Origin of the sequence: Desulfosediminicola ganghwensis (assembly GCF_005116675.2) — a bacterium.
In the GTDB taxonomy this organism is placed as follows: domain Bacteria; phylum Desulfobacterota; class Desulfobulbia; order Desulfobulbales; family Desulfocapsaceae; genus Desulfopila; species Desulfopila ganghwensis.
Genome location: NZ_CP050699.1, coordinates 1,401,855 through 1,418,076, shown reverse-complemented (window position 1 = coordinate 1,418,076; position 16,222 = coordinate 1,401,855). Strand labels below are relative to the sequence as shown.

16 protein-coding genes are annotated in these 16,222 nt (G+C 50.6%); 3 read left to right on the top strand and 13 right to left on the bottom strand.

What is annotated here, in order from left to right; translation table 11 throughout:
* Positions 1-8: 8 nt before the first annotated feature.
* Positions 9-794 carry a DUF1295 domain-containing protein gene (locus FCL45_RS06115; protein WP_136798776.1) on the bottom strand — a complete coding sequence of 262 codons (786 nt, stop codon included), beginning with the start codon at positions 792-794 and terminating at the stop codon, positions 9-11.
* A 307-nt stretch (positions 795-1,101) separates the two neighbouring features.
* On the bottom strand, positions 1,102-2,025 hold the full coding sequence (uvsE, locus tag FCL45_RS06110; protein ID WP_136798777.1) for a UV DNA damage repair endonuclease UvsE: 924 nt from the start codon (positions 2,023-2,025) through the stop codon (positions 1,102-1,104).
* A 276-nt stretch (positions 2,026-2,301) separates the two neighbouring features.
* Here uvsE and FCL45_RS06105 point away from each other — a divergent pair, with 276 nt between their 5' ends.
* Both FCL45_RS06105 and FCL45_RS06100 read left to right on the top strand, forming a co-directional pair.
* On the top strand, positions 2,302-3,156 hold the full coding sequence (locus FCL45_RS06105; RefSeq protein WP_136798778.1) for a helix-turn-helix transcriptional regulator: 855 nt from the start codon (positions 2,302-2,304) through the stop codon (positions 3,154-3,156).
* A gap of 343 nt (positions 3,157-3,499) precedes the next feature.
* Positions 3,500-5,107, top strand: a complete 1,608-nt coding sequence (locus tag FCL45_RS06100; protein ID WP_136798779.1) for a protein adenylyltransferase SelO — start codon at positions 3,500-3,502, stop codon at positions 5,105-5,107.
* Positions 5,108-5,166: 59 nt separating this feature from the next.
* Here FCL45_RS06100 and FCL45_RS06095 read toward each other — a convergent pair whose 3' ends face one another.
* The 8 genes from FCL45_RS06095 to FCL45_RS06060 all read right to left on the bottom strand — a co-directional run bounded on the left by FCL45_RS06095 (position 5,167) and on the right by FCL45_RS06060 (position 14,060).
* On the bottom strand, positions 5,167-6,078 hold the full coding sequence (locus tag FCL45_RS06095; RefSeq protein ID WP_136798780.1) for an AEC family transporter: 912 nt from the start codon (positions 6,076-6,078) through the stop codon (positions 5,167-5,169).
* Positions 6,079-6,108: 30 nt separating this feature from the next.
* Positions 6,109-6,570: an Lrp/AsnC family transcriptional regulator gene (locus FCL45_RS06090; RefSeq protein WP_136798781.1), complete on the bottom strand. Its 462-nt coding sequence runs from the start codon at positions 6,568-6,570 to the stop codon at positions 6,109-6,111.
* Between the two features lie 187 nt (positions 6,571-6,757).
* The gene (locus tag FCL45_RS06085) at positions 6,758-7,675 is read right to left on the bottom strand and encodes a DMT family transporter (protein WP_167495842.1); all 918 of its coding nucleotides are present in this window, start codon (positions 7,673-7,675) and stop codon (positions 6,758-6,760) included.
* A gap of 241 nt (positions 7,676-7,916) precedes the next feature.
* A complete protein-coding gene (locus FCL45_RS06080) occupies positions 7,917-9,305 on the bottom strand; it encodes a tryptophanase (protein WP_136798783.1) in 1,389 nt (462 codons plus the stop codon).
* Between the two features lie 116 nt (positions 9,306-9,421).
* Positions 9,422-10,270: a rhomboid family intramembrane serine protease gene (locus tag FCL45_RS06075; RefSeq protein WP_136798784.1), complete on the bottom strand. Its 849-nt coding sequence runs from the start codon at positions 10,268-10,270 to the stop codon at positions 9,422-9,424.
* A gap of 280 nt (positions 10,271-10,550) precedes the next feature.
* On the bottom strand, positions 10,551-10,775 hold the full coding sequence (locus tag FCL45_RS06070) for a MoaD/ThiS family protein (protein WP_136798785.1): 225 nt from the start codon (positions 10,773-10,775) through the stop codon (positions 10,551-10,553).
* Between the two features lie 9 nt (positions 10,776-10,784).
* Positions 10,785-12,491: an aldehyde ferredoxin oxidoreductase C-terminal domain-containing protein gene (locus tag FCL45_RS06065; protein ID WP_167495843.1), complete on the bottom strand. Its 1,707-nt coding sequence runs from the start codon at positions 12,489-12,491 to the stop codon at positions 10,785-10,787.
* A 345-nt stretch (positions 12,492-12,836) separates the two neighbouring features.
* Entirely contained in the window at positions 12,837-14,060 is a 1,224-nt protein-coding gene (locus tag FCL45_RS06060; RefSeq protein ID WP_136798787.1) for an amidohydrolase family protein, read from the bottom strand.
* Positions 14,061-14,273: 213 nt separating this feature from the next.
* Here FCL45_RS06060 and FCL45_RS06055 point away from each other — a divergent pair, with 213 nt between their 5' ends.
* Entirely contained in the window at positions 14,274-14,759 is a 486-nt protein-coding gene (locus FCL45_RS06055; protein WP_136798788.1) for a cupin domain-containing protein, read from the top strand.
* 31 nt (positions 14,760-14,790) lie between these two features.
* On the opposite strand, the gene FCL45_RS06050 is transcribed toward FCL45_RS06055, so the two are convergent.
* From FCL45_RS06050 to FCL45_RS06040, 3 genes are all read right to left on the bottom strand, one after another.
* A complete protein-coding gene (locus FCL45_RS06050) occupies positions 14,791-15,315 on the bottom strand; it encodes a hypothetical protein (RefSeq protein ID WP_136798789.1) in 525 nt (174 codons plus the stop codon).
* Between the two features lie 2 nt (positions 15,316-15,317).
* Positions 15,318-15,737, bottom strand: a complete 420-nt coding sequence (locus FCL45_RS06045) for a hypothetical protein (protein WP_136798790.1) — start codon at positions 15,735-15,737, stop codon at positions 15,318-15,320.
* Positions 15,738-15,884: 147 nt separating this feature from the next.
* Positions 15,885-16,202 carry a hypothetical protein gene (locus FCL45_RS06040; RefSeq protein ID WP_136798791.1) on the bottom strand — a complete coding sequence of 106 codons (318 nt, stop codon included), beginning with the start codon at positions 16,200-16,202 and terminating at the stop codon, positions 15,885-15,887.
* Positions 16,203-16,222: the final 20 nt, after the last annotated feature.

The window sequence follows — 16,222 nt, the reverse complement described above, 5'->3', positions numbered from 1 at the left end:
GGCTCTCATCACCTCTTTGGTTCAGCTTTGGGCGGCAGGGGGAAGAACACACTTGTCTTCTCTTTATATGCCTGGTAAACGGGATTATCACGATAATGCTCTTCCAGAAGAGGAATTCCAGAGACTTTTAAGATGAGAAACGTGATAGCCGCCGGGCCAATGATAGTGACGAATCCACCGCTTACCGGTAGCGCCATCAGGTAAATCCCCCACCACATTACAACTTCCCCGAAATAGTTCGGGTGCCGACTGTACTTCCACAAACCGTCCTGGAGTACTTTACCGCTGTTTTCCGGATTCTTCTTGAATGCATCCAGTTGATAGTCTCCTACCACTTCGAAATAAAATCCTACACACCAAACCAGTAAACCGAACATATCGAGAATATTCAGCGGCAAAAGCTGCTGTCTGCCGATCACGTACCAGACCGGAGTAAGCACCACCAGCATCAACACTCCCTGCAGCACAAAGACCTGAAAGTAACTTCGTACAAGAAATCTGTCGCCCCACTCTTCACGCCATTTCCGGTAACGAAAATCCTCTTCCCTACCACGATTTTTCATGAAGATTCGAACTGAAAGCCGTACTCCCCAGATCGTAACCAGAAGCGCCATCAACACTCCCCTGGCAGTGGTAGCCTCAACCATCAGTGTACAACTCAATACCACCAGTACAAAACCTGCTCCCCACAAGATATCTGCGATATCATTGCGGTTCATGGCTACAGAAACAAGAAACCACATGGTCATGAAAAACAACAAAATCACAGAGGTAAAGAGCAGCATGTGCAACATGGCAGCCTCCGATCAACCAGGATGTTTCATGAAAATCGGCAAAAGAGCCAGCCTACACCTTCGATGCCAGGCGAGCCGGTATGTTGTTACAAAGGATTCCGGCGCAAAGTTGTATTTATTCGAGCCAGAAGTATGAGTTTCACCATCCCTGCCTGCAGGCCCAATCAATAGTATATTTTATCAGGGACTTGGGCCGGATCTGACCAGTAACACCCTGAAGATTTTGCTCATCACATTGGCGGTGCGCTCAAGTATCGTAAGTAACCTGACATTTTCATTGTATCAGCTGATTTCAGTGAGTCAAAAATCAAGCCGCATTTCTTTTTTCTATCAGGTCGTACCGCAATTGTCTTACAGCGAGTTCCTTTGCCTTCGCTTCCACTTCCACCGTCACCTCAAATCCCTGCCAGGCAGCCGGAACATCACCTGCGTCTATATAGTCGTGATGTTTTTTCGTGTCGCGCGCCGCCCATCCATCTTTCGGGCTTGAAAGATGAAAGAGCGGTTCCCTGTCCCAGGTCGTTCGTGCTGCTGCCGTTGCTTCATCTATGCTCAGAGAATCTTTCAGACAACGATGATGATGAACATCATAAACCAAGGGTATGGAGAGTTTGCTGCAGGTGGATAGAAGCTGCTCCGGGGTGTATACACGATCATCGTTTTCCAAGGTGATCCGTTCCCTCACGCTTTGCGATAACCGGTCTGCATTCTTTTCCAGCCTGGCGAGACTCGATACCGGGTCTCCATAGGCACCGCCGCCATGGATCGTGATTACATCCGCACCCAGAAGTTCCGCCAGCTCGGCATGGTACTCCAAGTCGGCGATGGATGATTCGGTTACATCATCCCGAGGGGATGAGAGCAGAATGAACTGGTCCGGATGAAAGGTGAGGCGGATATTCCTGGTGTGTCTGAACAGCCGGGCGGTATCGAGCAGTTCAGATATCAACAGTATATCGGGTAACTCTTCCAGCCTGTATCCCAGCTCAGGGTGTGCCTTAAGGGGCAGAAATTTAGAATTTATTCGAAAAGAACCAATACTATTCTCTTCACAGAACTCCAGTGCCTGCATCAGCGCTGTGGCATTGTGCAAAACTGTGGTGGATATCAGACTGAGCCGTTCCTTTTCGGGAAATTTCTTCAGGTAGGTAGCCTGTCGCGATTTGAAGGATATTTGCTCTTCCCTGAAAGTGCAGCAAAGCCCCAGGCGCATGTGCCTGCCATTATACATTGTTTGTTCTCCGTCTATTGAAGCAGCGCATCATTATTCCCCCAGTGGTTTTCACTGAGAGCTGTTGTGCGTGGAAAAGCCGGAGCCGTTATACCCCGGCCATTTCAGATTTTTCAGACCCTAATAGAACAGTAACGTTTCAACGGCGGCCTACAATAGGCAGAAAAAAGTAGTATAATGATAGTAAAAGCTATCATCTTACCCGCATATTTCATGAACCTGATCAACCCGGGAAATATACGAGTAGACTATCCACGACCACTAAGGAAGGGACGAATGAGTACACAAGACATGTACCAGGTGATTCTTAACTCCCTGGTGACCCATGTAGCGGTGCTGAACGAGCAGGGGGTCATCCTGGAGACCAACCGGGCATGGCAGAAGTTCGCCCGTGAAAACGGCATGAGCGGACCGGTGGATTGTGTTGGCCTGAACTATTTCCATGTCTGTGATAGCGACAGTGATGAAAATCAAGAATCCGGGGCAGTGGCCAGCGCCATCCGACAGATCATAAAAGGCAACCTTAAAGACTATTCAATCCAGTACCCCTGCCATTCGCCTACCGAAGAGCGGTGGTTCACGTTGAAGGTATTGCCATATCAGGCAGAGAGCGAACCCAGGGTTATCGTCACCCATGATGATATCACTCCTCTCATACGCATCCAGAAAGAGTTGGAACGAAAGGAGCAACAACTCCAGATCGAGGCAGAAAAACTGGCTGAAACCAATATCGCCATGAAAGTTCTCCTCGATCATCGCAGTCGTGATCGACAGGAACTTGAAGATCGGTTCCTTGCCAACATTCGCGACCTGGTTCTCCCTTACATCGATAAAATGAAAACAGGGTTATTGCAACAGCGCGAGAAAGCCCTTATCACCATAATCGAAAACCACCTCAATGATATCAGCAGCCCATTTCTGCACCGGTTGTCGTCTCTACACCTGCTGCTCACTCCCCAGGAACTTGAAGTGGCACTTCTTGTGCGGCAGGGGAAAAGCAGCCAGGAGATCAGCGACGTTCTCAATATTGCAGTAGCCACAGTCAGTTTTCATCGAAAGAAGCTGCGTAAAAAGCTGGGTATTGAGGACCGAAAGCAGAACCTTCGAACCTACCTGCTCTCTTTAAAATAATCAGCCAGCATTTCTCATGAACATGGTGTTCATGTATTTCATGATACCGGGGAATCAGATTGGTACTCTCACTTGCAGCAATTGTCTAATTTCCGTAATGTCCATCGCAAGACATTATTCTAGCTCCAATTCTTCCAGAATTTTGCGGTGGACATGGACTGTAGTATTTTTCCGCTAACCAGCGACAATAGTGCTCCTTCCTGAAAAGATGAAAACAAATCATCATACTCTGCGCCTGTCAATTCCCTGTAAGCGAGCTATATTTTATACATTTTCACTTGCCCACGCAATGCACATGACTATTATTTGAGAACCAATCTCAAAACTCAACCTATGTGCATATATGCTAAACGGATTTATCCCAGCGAAACTTGAAGCCCTCCAGTTTGACAACAGTTTTGTCAATAACCTCCCCGGCGATACCGATGTCTCGAATAACAGGAGGCAGGTTTACGAAGCCTGTTATTCGAAAGTACAACCCACGCCGGTCAGTGGACCTAAGCTGTTGGCATACTCACCCGAAGTTGCCCGGTTGCTCGACCTTGATGACGTTGCCTGCAACTCACGCCTGTTTACCGAGGTATTTGCCGGCAATACAGTGCTCCCCGATATGTCGCCCTTTGCCATGTGTTATGGTGGGCACCAGTTCGGTAACTGGGCCGGGCAACTGGGTGATGGCCGGGCCATCAACCTCGGTGAGGTGATTAATACCCGGGGTGACCGCTGGGTACTGCAGCTTAAAGGTGCCGGACCGACGCAATACTCAAGACGCGCCGATGGATTGGCGGTACTTCGCTCTTCTGTGCGCGAATTTCTTTGCAGTGAAGCGATGCATCATCTAGGTATCCCCACCACCAGGGCGCTGAGCCTTATAACCACAGGTGAGCAGGTGCTGCGTGATATTCTCTATGACGGTCATCCCGGCATGGAGCCCGGTGCGGTTGTCTGCCGGGTCTCGCCATCCTTTCTACGTTTTGGTAATTTTGAACTTTTTGCTTCAAGAAACGATACCCAAACCCTGCAGACGCTCATCAATTATACCCTGGCGACGGATTTCCCCCATCTCGACGCCTCTGCCCCGGACGCGGTACCGCAGATGTTTGCCGAAATATGTGAACGTACCGCACACCTGATCGACCACTGGATGCGGGTTGGCTTCGTGCATGGGGTAATGAACACCGACAATATGTCCACCAGCGGACTCACCATCGACTACGGACCGTATGGCTGGCTGGAGCCATATGATGTTACCTGGACGCCCAATACCACAGATTTTCAAGGGAGACGCTACAGCTACGGCAACCAGCCTCACATAGGCCTCTGGAACCTGACTCAGCTGGCAAATGCATTCCACTCAATCACCGGAGAGGCCGCACGCCTCCAGGAAATTCTGAACAACAGTTATCGCCGGGTCTTTCTGACAAGCTGGCAGAACACTATGGCCGGTAAACTTGGCCTGCGGAGTTTCAACACCAGCACCGATGACGACCTGGTGAACGAGTTGCTCGATATCCTCTCAAGCGCTGAAACGGATATGACGATTTTCTTCAGGAATCTTGCTGATGTCAGCCCGGCTGATGCCCCCGGCACCGGCTTACATCAGCTCCCCTCTGAACTCGCGGATGCGTACTATCAGCCTGAGGCGATTAACAGGAAGTATCTGCAGAGACTGCAGAACTGGCTCAACCTATACCGCAGGCGACTGCAGGCTGATAACCTTGATAAGCGTGAGAGGAAATCCCGGATGAACCGGATAAATCCAAAATATGTATTACGGAATTATATGGCTCAGCTGGCTATCGATAAAGCTGAAGACGGTGACCCTTCCCTGATCCATGAGCTTCATGACCTGCTGCGTCATCCGTATGATGAACAACCAGAGAGGGAAAAGTATTTTCAGAAACGGCCGGAATGGGCCAGGCATAAAGTGGGGTGCTCAATGCTCTCTTGAAGCTCCTGAGCTAAGGCACAGTTTGTGCCTTCCCAAACTATTCCGAACCCCGTACAGCATCATATTAAGAGCGCCACCGATAATGAAAAGAAAGAGAGTATGGTAGAAACCACTATGGCAGAGGAGGCAAGTTCGGTATCGCTATTCATCTGGGAGGAAAGCACATAGATAGTAGTTGATACCGGCAGGCAGAAGAAAATCATGCCCACCTTGAAGGCCAGCCCATCAACTCCAGCCAGCTTGTAGGCCCCATAGCCCAAAAGCGGCATCAGCACCAGTTTCAGCCCGGAGGCAAGCAGGGAGGTCTTGAGATTTTTCTGAATTCCGTTGAAAGAAAGCGACCCGCCAATGGAGAGCAACGCCATGGGCAGCGTAAACATACTGGCAAGACTCAGGGAATTGTCGATAAAAACTGGAAACTCCCCAAATATTTTTGAATAGAGAATACCAGCGATACACCCCAGAATAAGCGGGTTCGCAGCCAGCGCCCTGCCAAACTGCCTGGCCCTGTTGCCGCTGCTGCTCTCTTTAGGGGAATGGTAGATGAGTGTGGATACTGCAAAAATGTTGATAAGAGGTATTGCCAGGCTGATCATGATACCGAACAGAGCCACACCTTCGGCCCCCAGGCAGTTGAGAATAACCGCCACACCGATGTAGGTGTTGAACCTGTAACAACTTTGAGAAAAAGAACCCGCCTGAAAATGGGAGATGGGAACCGCATGGATAACGACCGTGCTGACAACAAAGAGCACAGCCAGAATAAGCAGGGTTACCAGGCAGAAAGTCCAGTCAATTCCACCAAAAGAAGCACCGCCAATCTTCCAGAACAGCATGACCGGAAAGAAAATATAATAAATCAGCTGATCCGACTGCTGCAGGTACGTCTGGTTGGTAATCCCCGCCCGTTTGAGCGCCACCCCCAGAAAAATTAGAAAAAATGCCGGGAACAGCGCATTGAGTACTATCACGATTTCATATGTATTACGCCATGGTTACAATCAATCCTCGTCCAGCTGCAGCACGGTACTGCTTTTTACTGTCTCCAGCACAAACGAGGTCCGAATATTCTGAATACCCGGAATTCCAGTAAGTTTTGCATTGATGAAGGTGGTATAATTGCTCATATCACGCACAGCTACCTTGAGCAGAAAGTCAACATCGCCGGTCAACTGGTAGCATTCCTGTACCTCATCCAGGATAATCAACTTATCCTTAACATCTTCCAGAGATTTAATCTCATTCAAACTTACCGAAATAATTATCATTGCAAGCAGGCTGAACCCTGCTTTCTCCCGGTCGATAAGAGCCGCATACTGACGAATCATACCCGATTTTTCAAGGCGCTTGACCCTCTCCAGCATGGCGGGCGGAGAAATACCTATTTCCCCGGCCAGCTTCGAGTTGGTAATACGGCCATTGCGCTGCAATATATTCAATATACGTTTATCGGTTCTATCCATACGATATCCTCTATCAAAGAAAAGATTCTGCCAAAGCAAACCAGAACCTGTACACTATAATTAATTTTATTCGATGATCCAAGACAAATACTTAATTTAGTTTTGCATTGAATGACAACACTTTTCAACATTTCATCAATATTTTAGCTCCTTGCCATTCGCTCCCTGAAATTGACATATTTTACAGCTAATGAGAATCATGCTTTTTCTTGAACGTTCGCCAGAAACGACCATTTATATTCAGTACCAGCAAGGCCACCACGATGGAACACATTCCAGCCAAAACTCCCGGAGTGGGAGACTCGCCCTCGACCAGCAACCAACTCAGACAGGCGCCCGCAAGCGGTATCAGAAATTTCCAGATATTCAGGTCGGAGACTCGCACGCCATCTCGTTTCAGCAACTGAAACCAGATCGACAAGGCCGCGGCGGAAAGAAAACTGAGCCAGGCGAGGGAGACAAAATAAGGAGCTTCATAGTTCACCAGACTGCGATCCTCGATAATCTTTGACAGCAGGAACAGGAATCCACCTCCAATAATAAGCTGAGCGGAGTTCAACACCAGCGGGTTGATATCCATTGTTTTTCTGGCGACCAGCAAGTTGCTCGCCGCGCCGGAAAAATTCGAAAGTAGCAACAGCCCGATCCCCAGCAGCGCCAGAGGACCTTCAATTGCGATCTCACCCCTGTTGGCCGCAATGGCCAGCACCCCCGCTCCGCCAAAAAGAAGACTCACCGCCTTCTTGGTGGTCATACGTTCTGCGGGCGCGAAAAAATGCGCCACACCTGCAACCACCAGGGGTTGGGTGCCAATGACGATTGCAGCTACCGCGCCCGGCAACAGATCGAGCCCAAGGTAAAAGAGACTATAAAGAAACGTTGTTTGAAAAAAAGCAATTATCAGCACCGTACCAAGATGGGCACGAATCTGGGCCAGGGTGGAAAAGATATTGCCGCAAAAGGGAAGCACGAGCAACCCGGCGAGCATAAAACGTACACCGGCGAAATGCAGCGGAGTGGTATAGAGCAGGCCGATCTTGATCCCTGCAAAAGCAGAAGACCAGAGCAGGCAGGCAAGAATCGCCATGCAGGATGTATAATTCAAAAGACCTCTCAAGACCCACCAACCAGGACGCAGCATCAAAATCCTTTAAGACTTCCTGTGCGTTAGAAACATACTCACGGGAGGCTGACAGCGAATATACGCCACGCCACGTTCCAATTTCAGCAAAAGCGACTCTCTTTACCAGATAATACGCCAGGCTTCAATCGGCATCAATTTACCACACTCTTTTATCCAGCAAGGGCGACACCAGCACCAGCAGGATCCAAACCCGATTTTGCTCTCAGACCGGCTCCAGCACTGCGGTAAAATGGCGCAGCACATTCGCCTGCCTGGTAATTGAATACCCTCCGAGTGACTCACGCTGCTCATTGAGTTCAATAAGCAGTTCCGCCAGATAATCCACGTGGCTCTGGGTGTAGACACGCCTGGGAAAAGCCAGACGGACCAGCTCCAGAGCCGCCGCTTTTTCCGAACCGTCCGGCTGCAATCCGAACATCACAGAACCTATCTCAACACCACGGACACCACCGAGCAGATAGAGCCCGTTGGTCAGGCTCCAGGCCGGGTACTGGTGCCAGGGAATATGGGGTAGCATCCTGCCGGCGTCTATGTACAGTGCATGACCACCGGTCGGGCGAATGATCGGGATGCCCGCCGCGATGAGCTTTTCGCCAAGATATTCTATGGAGCGGACCCGGTACTCCAGATAACGCTCATCCATTGCCTCATAAAGCCCCAAGGCAATGGCCTCCATATCATAACCAGCCATGCCGCCATAGGTCGGGAAGCCTTCCATAAGAATCTCGAAACTCCGGCACCGGGAAGCCAGCTCAGCGTCATTCATGGCCAGAAAGCCGCCGATATTTGCCATACCATCTTTTTTGGCACTCATGGTGCAGCCGTCTGCATAACTGAACATCTCGAGCGCTATCTCATGGATGGACCGGCTTTTATAGCCCGGCTCCCGGCTCTTTATGAACCAGCAGTTTTCCGCAAAACGGCAGGCATCTAAAAACAAGGGGATGCCATGCTTTTTCGCTACCTGACTTGCCTGCCTGATATTGCCCATGCTCACCGGCTGACCGCCACCGGAGTTGTTAGTTACGGTCAGCATGATAAGGGGGATATTCTCCGCACCCTTCTCGTCAATAAGCGCGTTCAGCGCCGCCAGGTCCATATCCCCTTTGAAAGGTGCCGGAGTAGCAGGGTCCCGACCCTCCGGGGATGGCAGATCACGCGCCTCGGCACCACAGTTTTCCACATGTGCCCTGGTGGTGTCGAAATGGGTATTGTTGGGGATAACCCTGCCGGCACCGTCGATAGAGTGAAAGAGAATATGTTCTGCGGCCCGCCCCTGATGGGTGGGCATCACCTCAGTAAAACCGGTAATTTCACGTACTGCCCGTTCAAACTTGAAGTAGGATCTGGCCCCGGCATATGATTCGTCGCTGGCCAGCATCGCCGCCCACTGGCTTGAGGACATCGCCCCGGTACCGCTGTCAGTGAGCAGATCGATCAGGATATCTTCAGCGCGCAGTAAAAAAGGATTGTACCCTGCAGCCTCCAGAGCTTTTTTACGCTCCTGGCGGGTGGTGAAACCTATGGGCTCAACCGAACGGATACGAAACGGCTCGACTATGGTTCTGGGCGTGAAATCCTTGAGGTTCATTGAACGCTCCTGGAAAAGTAAAATGAAGTCATGCCATATGGCTGGGTGGAACCCCAGCCACTCCTCGACTCTACTCCTTACTTACACCTATCACAGGCTGCCTCTACCCGCAAATATCACCTGTTCATGATGAACCAGACACCATTGTAAACAGAAAGCAGCAGGGCACCGGCGGTGAGGAGAATACAGGCAGTGCTCAGCATCTTGTGCAGATACCCTTCCCTCTTTCGTTCTTTATAGCCGAGCAGCAAACCCAGCAAGGCACCGGCAACCATTCCGCCGCCATGCCCCCAATTGTTTATTCCCGGCACAAAGAAACCAAAGATTGCAATGGAGATCGCCCACCCCAGGAGCTGGCTGAATACAGCCTCGCCATAGGTGCCGCCACGACTCTTACCATAGTAGAGAGCGGCACCGATCATGCCGCAGATGGAAGCGGAAGCGCCAATGGTAAGAGACACACCCGCCACAACCGAAACCAGAAAACCTCCAACACCGCTCAGGGTATAGATAGTTATCATCCGTGATACGCCGTATTCCCGGATAATAAGCGGCCCCAATTGATTCAGGGCGATCATGTTAAAGATTATATGCAAAAGCGAACCGTGCAGGTAGTTGGCCGAAACCAGTGTCCACCAGCGATCGAGATAAAAAAACGGATAACTACCAGTTGCTCCCAAGACCAGAAGGCTCTTATTGCCTGGAGAGAGAAAGCCAAAAGGGCTGCTGGAAAACATATGGGGGCCCAGTCCAAGCAGGAGTGAAAAGACAAAAAAAGCCACATTGACCATCAGGATAATCTTTATCACCTGGTGACCATCGCCCATGCTGCGGGTTAAAAAGTTATCTTTCAGCAGCGAGCCAGGCTTCTTCAGGCCGCAATAGGGACAAGCCGGCGCGTTGCGGCTTACCAGCTTTTTACAGTTCGGGCAGAGCAGCGAACTTCTGTTTGATGGAGAGGACATGAGTACGATTGGTTAATTTTTTCCACTGCTGGATTTTGTACCGGCCAGGGGCACCAATACTGTTTCGGGATATCACAGACCCAAATGTTCATGAGACATCCGGTTCAATACAGTGCACTACATTAAGAACAGAGCCCGACAATTCAAGGTAAATCAAGAACCAATACTTTTTAAATTCAGGTGATTAAAACAAAAAAGCCGCACCGTCTATCCTGATTTACCCGGATAGATGATGCGGCTTGAGATGTGAGCTGTTAGAGGTACAGCGAAGCAGTAACTGTCAGCCTCCCGAAATAGCAGGAAAGACATCGACAGCATCGTCTTCAGACACCAGTTCTTCACCGGTAATCACCCGGCCGTTGCAGACGGCAATAAAACCGCCCAGCACAATGTCTGCCTTACGCGCCGCCTCTTCGAGAACAGACTGCAGCGGCTGCGGCGTATCGATAGCCAGCGAGACAGGTGCCGCCTCGCTGAGTTTGAAGGTAACAGTTACCACGCTCATCTCTCTTGATTACCAGCGGCAAGCCTCTGCCACCTCTTCATCAGTGATATCGATTTTCTCACCCGTCTCTGGCTGCGCTTCCTCGTAGAAGGTTTCGCAGAGGCGGTGGTGTGCCAGAGTAATACCGGCATCGGTATTGAACTGATGCTCGAGTCGCAGGGTTTCTTTAACAAATTCGTCGAATTCCTCTGCGGTGATCTCCACATCGTACATGGCCTTCATCAGGTCGAGGAGCGGGCTCATATCGTTGCGCACTGAGTAACGAACAAAGTTACAGGTTCCCATGGCATCCATGCGGGAGCCGATAACCTGGAACTTCTTGGAAAGCTCAACCTTACCTTCTTTGCTGGTCGGTACATCTTCGTCACGCAGGGTGAAACCGAAGGTGTGATCACCACCCATCGGTGAAGAGAGGTAGGTCATAGCCATGCCTTTAGTACCACGCGGCTCGTAGGCAGGGATACCCTGGCCGAGAACGTGCGGCGCATGGCGTACGCCGAGAACCTTAGCAGCAACCTTACAACCGGAAGCGAGGATACGGCCCATCGGGGTCAGGTCACGAACTTCCTGCATCAACTCGAGGATAGCCTCGTCGTCACCAAATTCGGCAACACCGGCCTCAAGCGCCACACCCATTGCCGCACCCACTTCGAGGGTGTCAACACCGGCATCGTTGGAGATGCGGTTCATCATGGCGATGGTGTCGAGATTTTTCAAACAGAGGTTGGAGCCCATCAGCGCCATGGTCTCATACTCAATCGGGGAACAGAGCAGTGAACCGTCCTCGTTCGGGTAGACGTTTGAACACTGGATTGCGCAAGGCAACATACAGGCATGCTGGGTCCGGCCTTCGCCACCGCGCTCCTTGATGGTGTCGTACATGGACTGGGCGTTGATCTTCTCTGCACCTTCCATGGTACCCTGACGGAAGTTCTTGGTCGGCAGCACGTTCAATGCCTGGCAGATGTCTACCATGGCCGCAGTACCATACTTGGTGAACTTGGAGGACACCGGATTTTCCTTCAGCAGCTGAACAATCTTCCTGGCACCGGCTTTGAACGCCTCCGGGTCAACAATCTCAGGCTTTACTTCGCCATCTGGCAATACAACCATGGCGATTATCTTCTTGCTCGCCATTACCGCACCAAGTCCGCCACGACCAGCATATCGGGAACAGACGCCATGTGGATCGGAACAGGCGATACCGGAAGCAAGCAGCAGCTTTTCAGCGGTTGGTCCAACAGTGACACAACCTGCTTTTTTGCCGAATTTCTCGCTCAGGAGATCAGACTTTTCATACACGCCTTTACCTACAAGAAACTCGCCATCAATCATCTCGACTTTGTCTTTGCCGATTACGATGATTTTCCAGCCCGCATCCGCTTTCGGCGCATCTTCCAGAGCGATACAACGGAGACCCTGCTCAGCCATACGAGTACCAACAATACCGCCGGCATTACTCTCTTTAATACCACCGGTCAGTGGGCTTTTGCTGCCGATACTGATCCTGTCTGAACTTGAAACGGTGGTACCAACCAGCGCACCGGTACAGAAAAAGAGTTTGTTGTGACGCCCGAACGGATCACAGGTCGGCTCAACCTCCTGGCTGACCAGGCGGGAGCTCAGGGTACGCGCACCAAGGAGATACTCTTTGGTATCAAAACTTTCCCTTTTGGTTTCTCCTGTCGCGGTATTGATTCTCAGAATGGAAAACATCGTGTTCCTCGTGCTCATAGAAATTTTCGTTACCGTCGGCAAAGCTATTTCAGAACGAAAAAAACCTCGCCGTCAGTCCTCAGACAAAAATTGTATACAACTTTTAAAAACATTCCACATTATAGTTATGAGAGGTACAGGTCAAGTAACTTTTGCACTTTATTCGTTTTATGTCCTTTTATGAGATAGTTATCGCGCTGCATGACAGCCTGCCCGAGGATATTTTTTATCTCCATCAAATTGCAAGGTGGAAGCCCTGCAGTCCCGGGTATCGGCAAAGTTTTTCCATTGTCGGACAAAAGCAGCTAATCACCTGTTTTCATGTGACTAACACAAACCAACTTGCTATTTGACAGGATTCTTTCTGTACAGAGCTGAGGGCTTGCCGGCAATAAAAATATTCTCAAGATATGAGAGTTTTCTCGGTAATTGTGCCGGGGTACCACGGGCTACAAGAAAATTTGCCGCAGCTTGCGTCTGTAATATTCCTTTATCGGCAAGTCCCAGCAGTTCCGCCCCGTTTGCCGTGGCACATTGCACTGTTTCAACCAGCGAATACCCCGCTTTGCCGTAAAGTTTCATCTCTTCGAAAACAGATTCACCATGCAGCACACCGGGGCTGCCCGAATCGGTCCCCAACGCCACCTTCACTCCGATTTTTTTTGCCTGCCGCAACTGCTCCAGCTGGCTCTCATAATTTCTGGCGGCAATTGCTGCCCCGGAAATATTCCCCTCGAACTCCAGCACTTCTGCGTATGCTTTCATGGTAACAACGGTTGGCACCCAGGTGCAACCGTACTCCACCATACGTTCAAGATTCTTTCTGCCCATGAAAAAACCGTGCTCTATTGAATCGCAACCTGCCTCAATCGCCTGCTGTACCGGCACTCTGCCATTGGCATGCACCATTACCTTGATTTGCTTACTGTGGGCCAGCTCGCACAGATTTTTCAGTTCATCCTTCGAGAACTGCGGAGGTGTCTCATGACCATATTCTTTCAGGCTATTTAATCCTGAATTCACAACTTTCAGATAATCCTGCTGGTGATTTCGACGCATCAGCAGCTCTGCCGGCGAGTCACCCTCAGCCACCGCTCTGCCAATGAGGCCTCCGTATCGTCCCGCCCTGTGGTACGCTCTCCCCGGGGAATGGATTGCTATCGGATAATTGCTCATACCTTTTGCCATGAATTCCAGCACACAATCATGACGATCTCCACCATCACGCACCGCAAGCACTCCATGGTCGAAAAGCTGCTTTAAGTGCCTGTGGATATAGGGTAACAGTTCTTCACACCCTGCAACCAGCTGGTTTTCTCGTAAAGCCGCATCAACCGCCCCGGACATGCTCAAATGAAGATGACTGTCGATAAGAGGAGGTAGAATGGTGGCAAAGCTCAGATCAGTAAGCTGACCATTGGCAGGGATAATTTCCGGTGCATATGGTTTTATAAAGACTATTTGCCCTGTATTTACCACCAGAAGTACATCTTTTTGCGCAGCCTTTCCGCTGCCATCTATCAGCCAGCCCGCCCTGATATAGCTTGTAGAGTCATCAACCTGCTTCATCTTCTCTTCTCCTGCCCGAAAACACAATTTAGCTGCCAAATCACAACACGTTTACATAGTGTACGCATTTTTCCGGTCCCGCAAGGAAATCCCACTCTTTTTCCGTAATTTCGGATATCATTTATCTCAAGCCAGTCATCTCTTCAGGCCGCATATTTCGTAGAGAATGAACGAAATCTCCTGTTACCGGAACACTTTCTGACGGAGCATCCCATGGCGGAAGACTTTACCAAAACCCACTTTGATTTTGCCTCCCTCCCCTGGCTGACCAGCCCCCGCAAAAAACTTAAGCTGGAAGGGGTCGCCCTTGGGCTTATCAACCTGCCCCCGAATGAAGGGTACACCTTCACCCATGCCCACCGGAAGCAGGAAGAAGTCTATCTGGTGATCGAGGGCAGTGGCTGCATCAGTGTAAACGGGGATCTGACAGAGCTTGTGCGCGGAGACTGCATCAGGGTTTCACCCCACGCCAGCCGTGCCCTGAAGGCCCATGACAATGGCCTGCTGGCAGTCTGCTGCGGCGCAGTGCCCATGGGTTATCCCCACAACCCGGAATCACGCTACATGATTGATGACGGTATTCCGAACTATGACGAAATTCCAGAGTGGTATCAAGGCCGGGAAGATATCATTCAAAGGAACCAGGAACTGAAAAAGCGGATGGAACGTGCAGCCCAGAAAAGGGGAAATCAAAAGTAGGTCAGCCTGAAGTTGTCATGAAAAATCCAAGTTACGGGGATACAGCCTCTACACAGTGAGCGAATAGCTGTTTTCTTGACTTCCTCAGACACTCGATCTGCTCTTTTAACTGCCCGCCTTCCGGTACTGACGACAGTTCAAGCTGTTGGGCTCCGCAGAGATACCAACTGCAGATAAAGGGTCTCTGCCAGCGTGGCAGCACACATCCCCTTGTACCCAGATTACAGCAGGCTCCGTCAGACACCCTGGATATCTGCCTTGGAGGCAACTTTGCCGAGATGAGATAGATAAACAGGAGATCAGGCAAATCATACCAGAGTGTTGCCCTCCGGCAGCATATCTCCTGACAAGTTATGCAACTCCTGCCACAGAGCACATCCATCGGCTCATCGAGCTGCCGATAGCCATATTGCATCTGTTGGGCGATCTCTCGTATCTCTGCCTCCTTCTCCCCGAGGCCGGCGCAGATTGCCGTAATTGCTGTCCTCAGTTCCTGCCAACTACTCTCTCCCTGCCAGGGGATATCGGCCTGAGCTGAAGATGCTCGTACTTTCACACTCACCACAATAACCTGTGACGGATTTCCTTGGGAGCATGGGCACCGATAGAGGCTAATACAAAGGCCGCCAGCACCGCAGGACCAGTGGGCAGATAGGCGTGGATAGCGGCACCTAGCAGCAGACATTTGATGAGAGTGGCCATTCCGGCAAACTCACGATAAAGCTCGCGGTGTCTCAGCCACTCGGTAAAAACCAGGATGACACCACTCACCACCGCCAGCCAGAGATACATGCCCGGGACCGACACCACATCACCAAAAAGACAGAACACCAGAAAAACAGCTGCTCCCAGTTGATGAACCGTACGAACCAGGATCGAAAGGAGCAATACCCAGTACGGTCTGTTGCCAATTCTTCCCTGTGGCACTTTGCTGCGTTTCGCCTTCTTTTCAGCGTTTTTTTCTGCCGGCTCGTTCATCCCGTCCCTCTAAATGACTCAGTCGTAATTATCTGTTTCAACTCTCAATCACCCATACCCTCACTACCACAGAGACACCCGATAATCCATTATATTTCTCACCCCTCACCTCTCCCCCCCCCTCACCTCTAACCTCTCTCTTCAAAACTATTTCCTTGCCGACTGCACAACCATCGCAGAGATCAGAGTAAAGAGGATCACCGCCGCCAGGATCACCGCCAGCCGTATCCAGTCCATACCCATTTCAATTCGAAGCTGCACAAGGTTCAACAAAGTCCGGCCCCATTCAAGCGCTGAAAGAACCAGCAGTAACTGCACGATTCGAGCGCTCCAGAATTGGGGAATGATGAGGATCGCAGGAGCAGCCACAGCGGCGACGGCAAAGATTGGCAAGCCTGCCCGGTACAAATGGGCGGCGATGAGTAAAAAACTTAGAATAGCAGGAATGATACGCACCATCTTCATAACAAATGAACCTCAAAAAC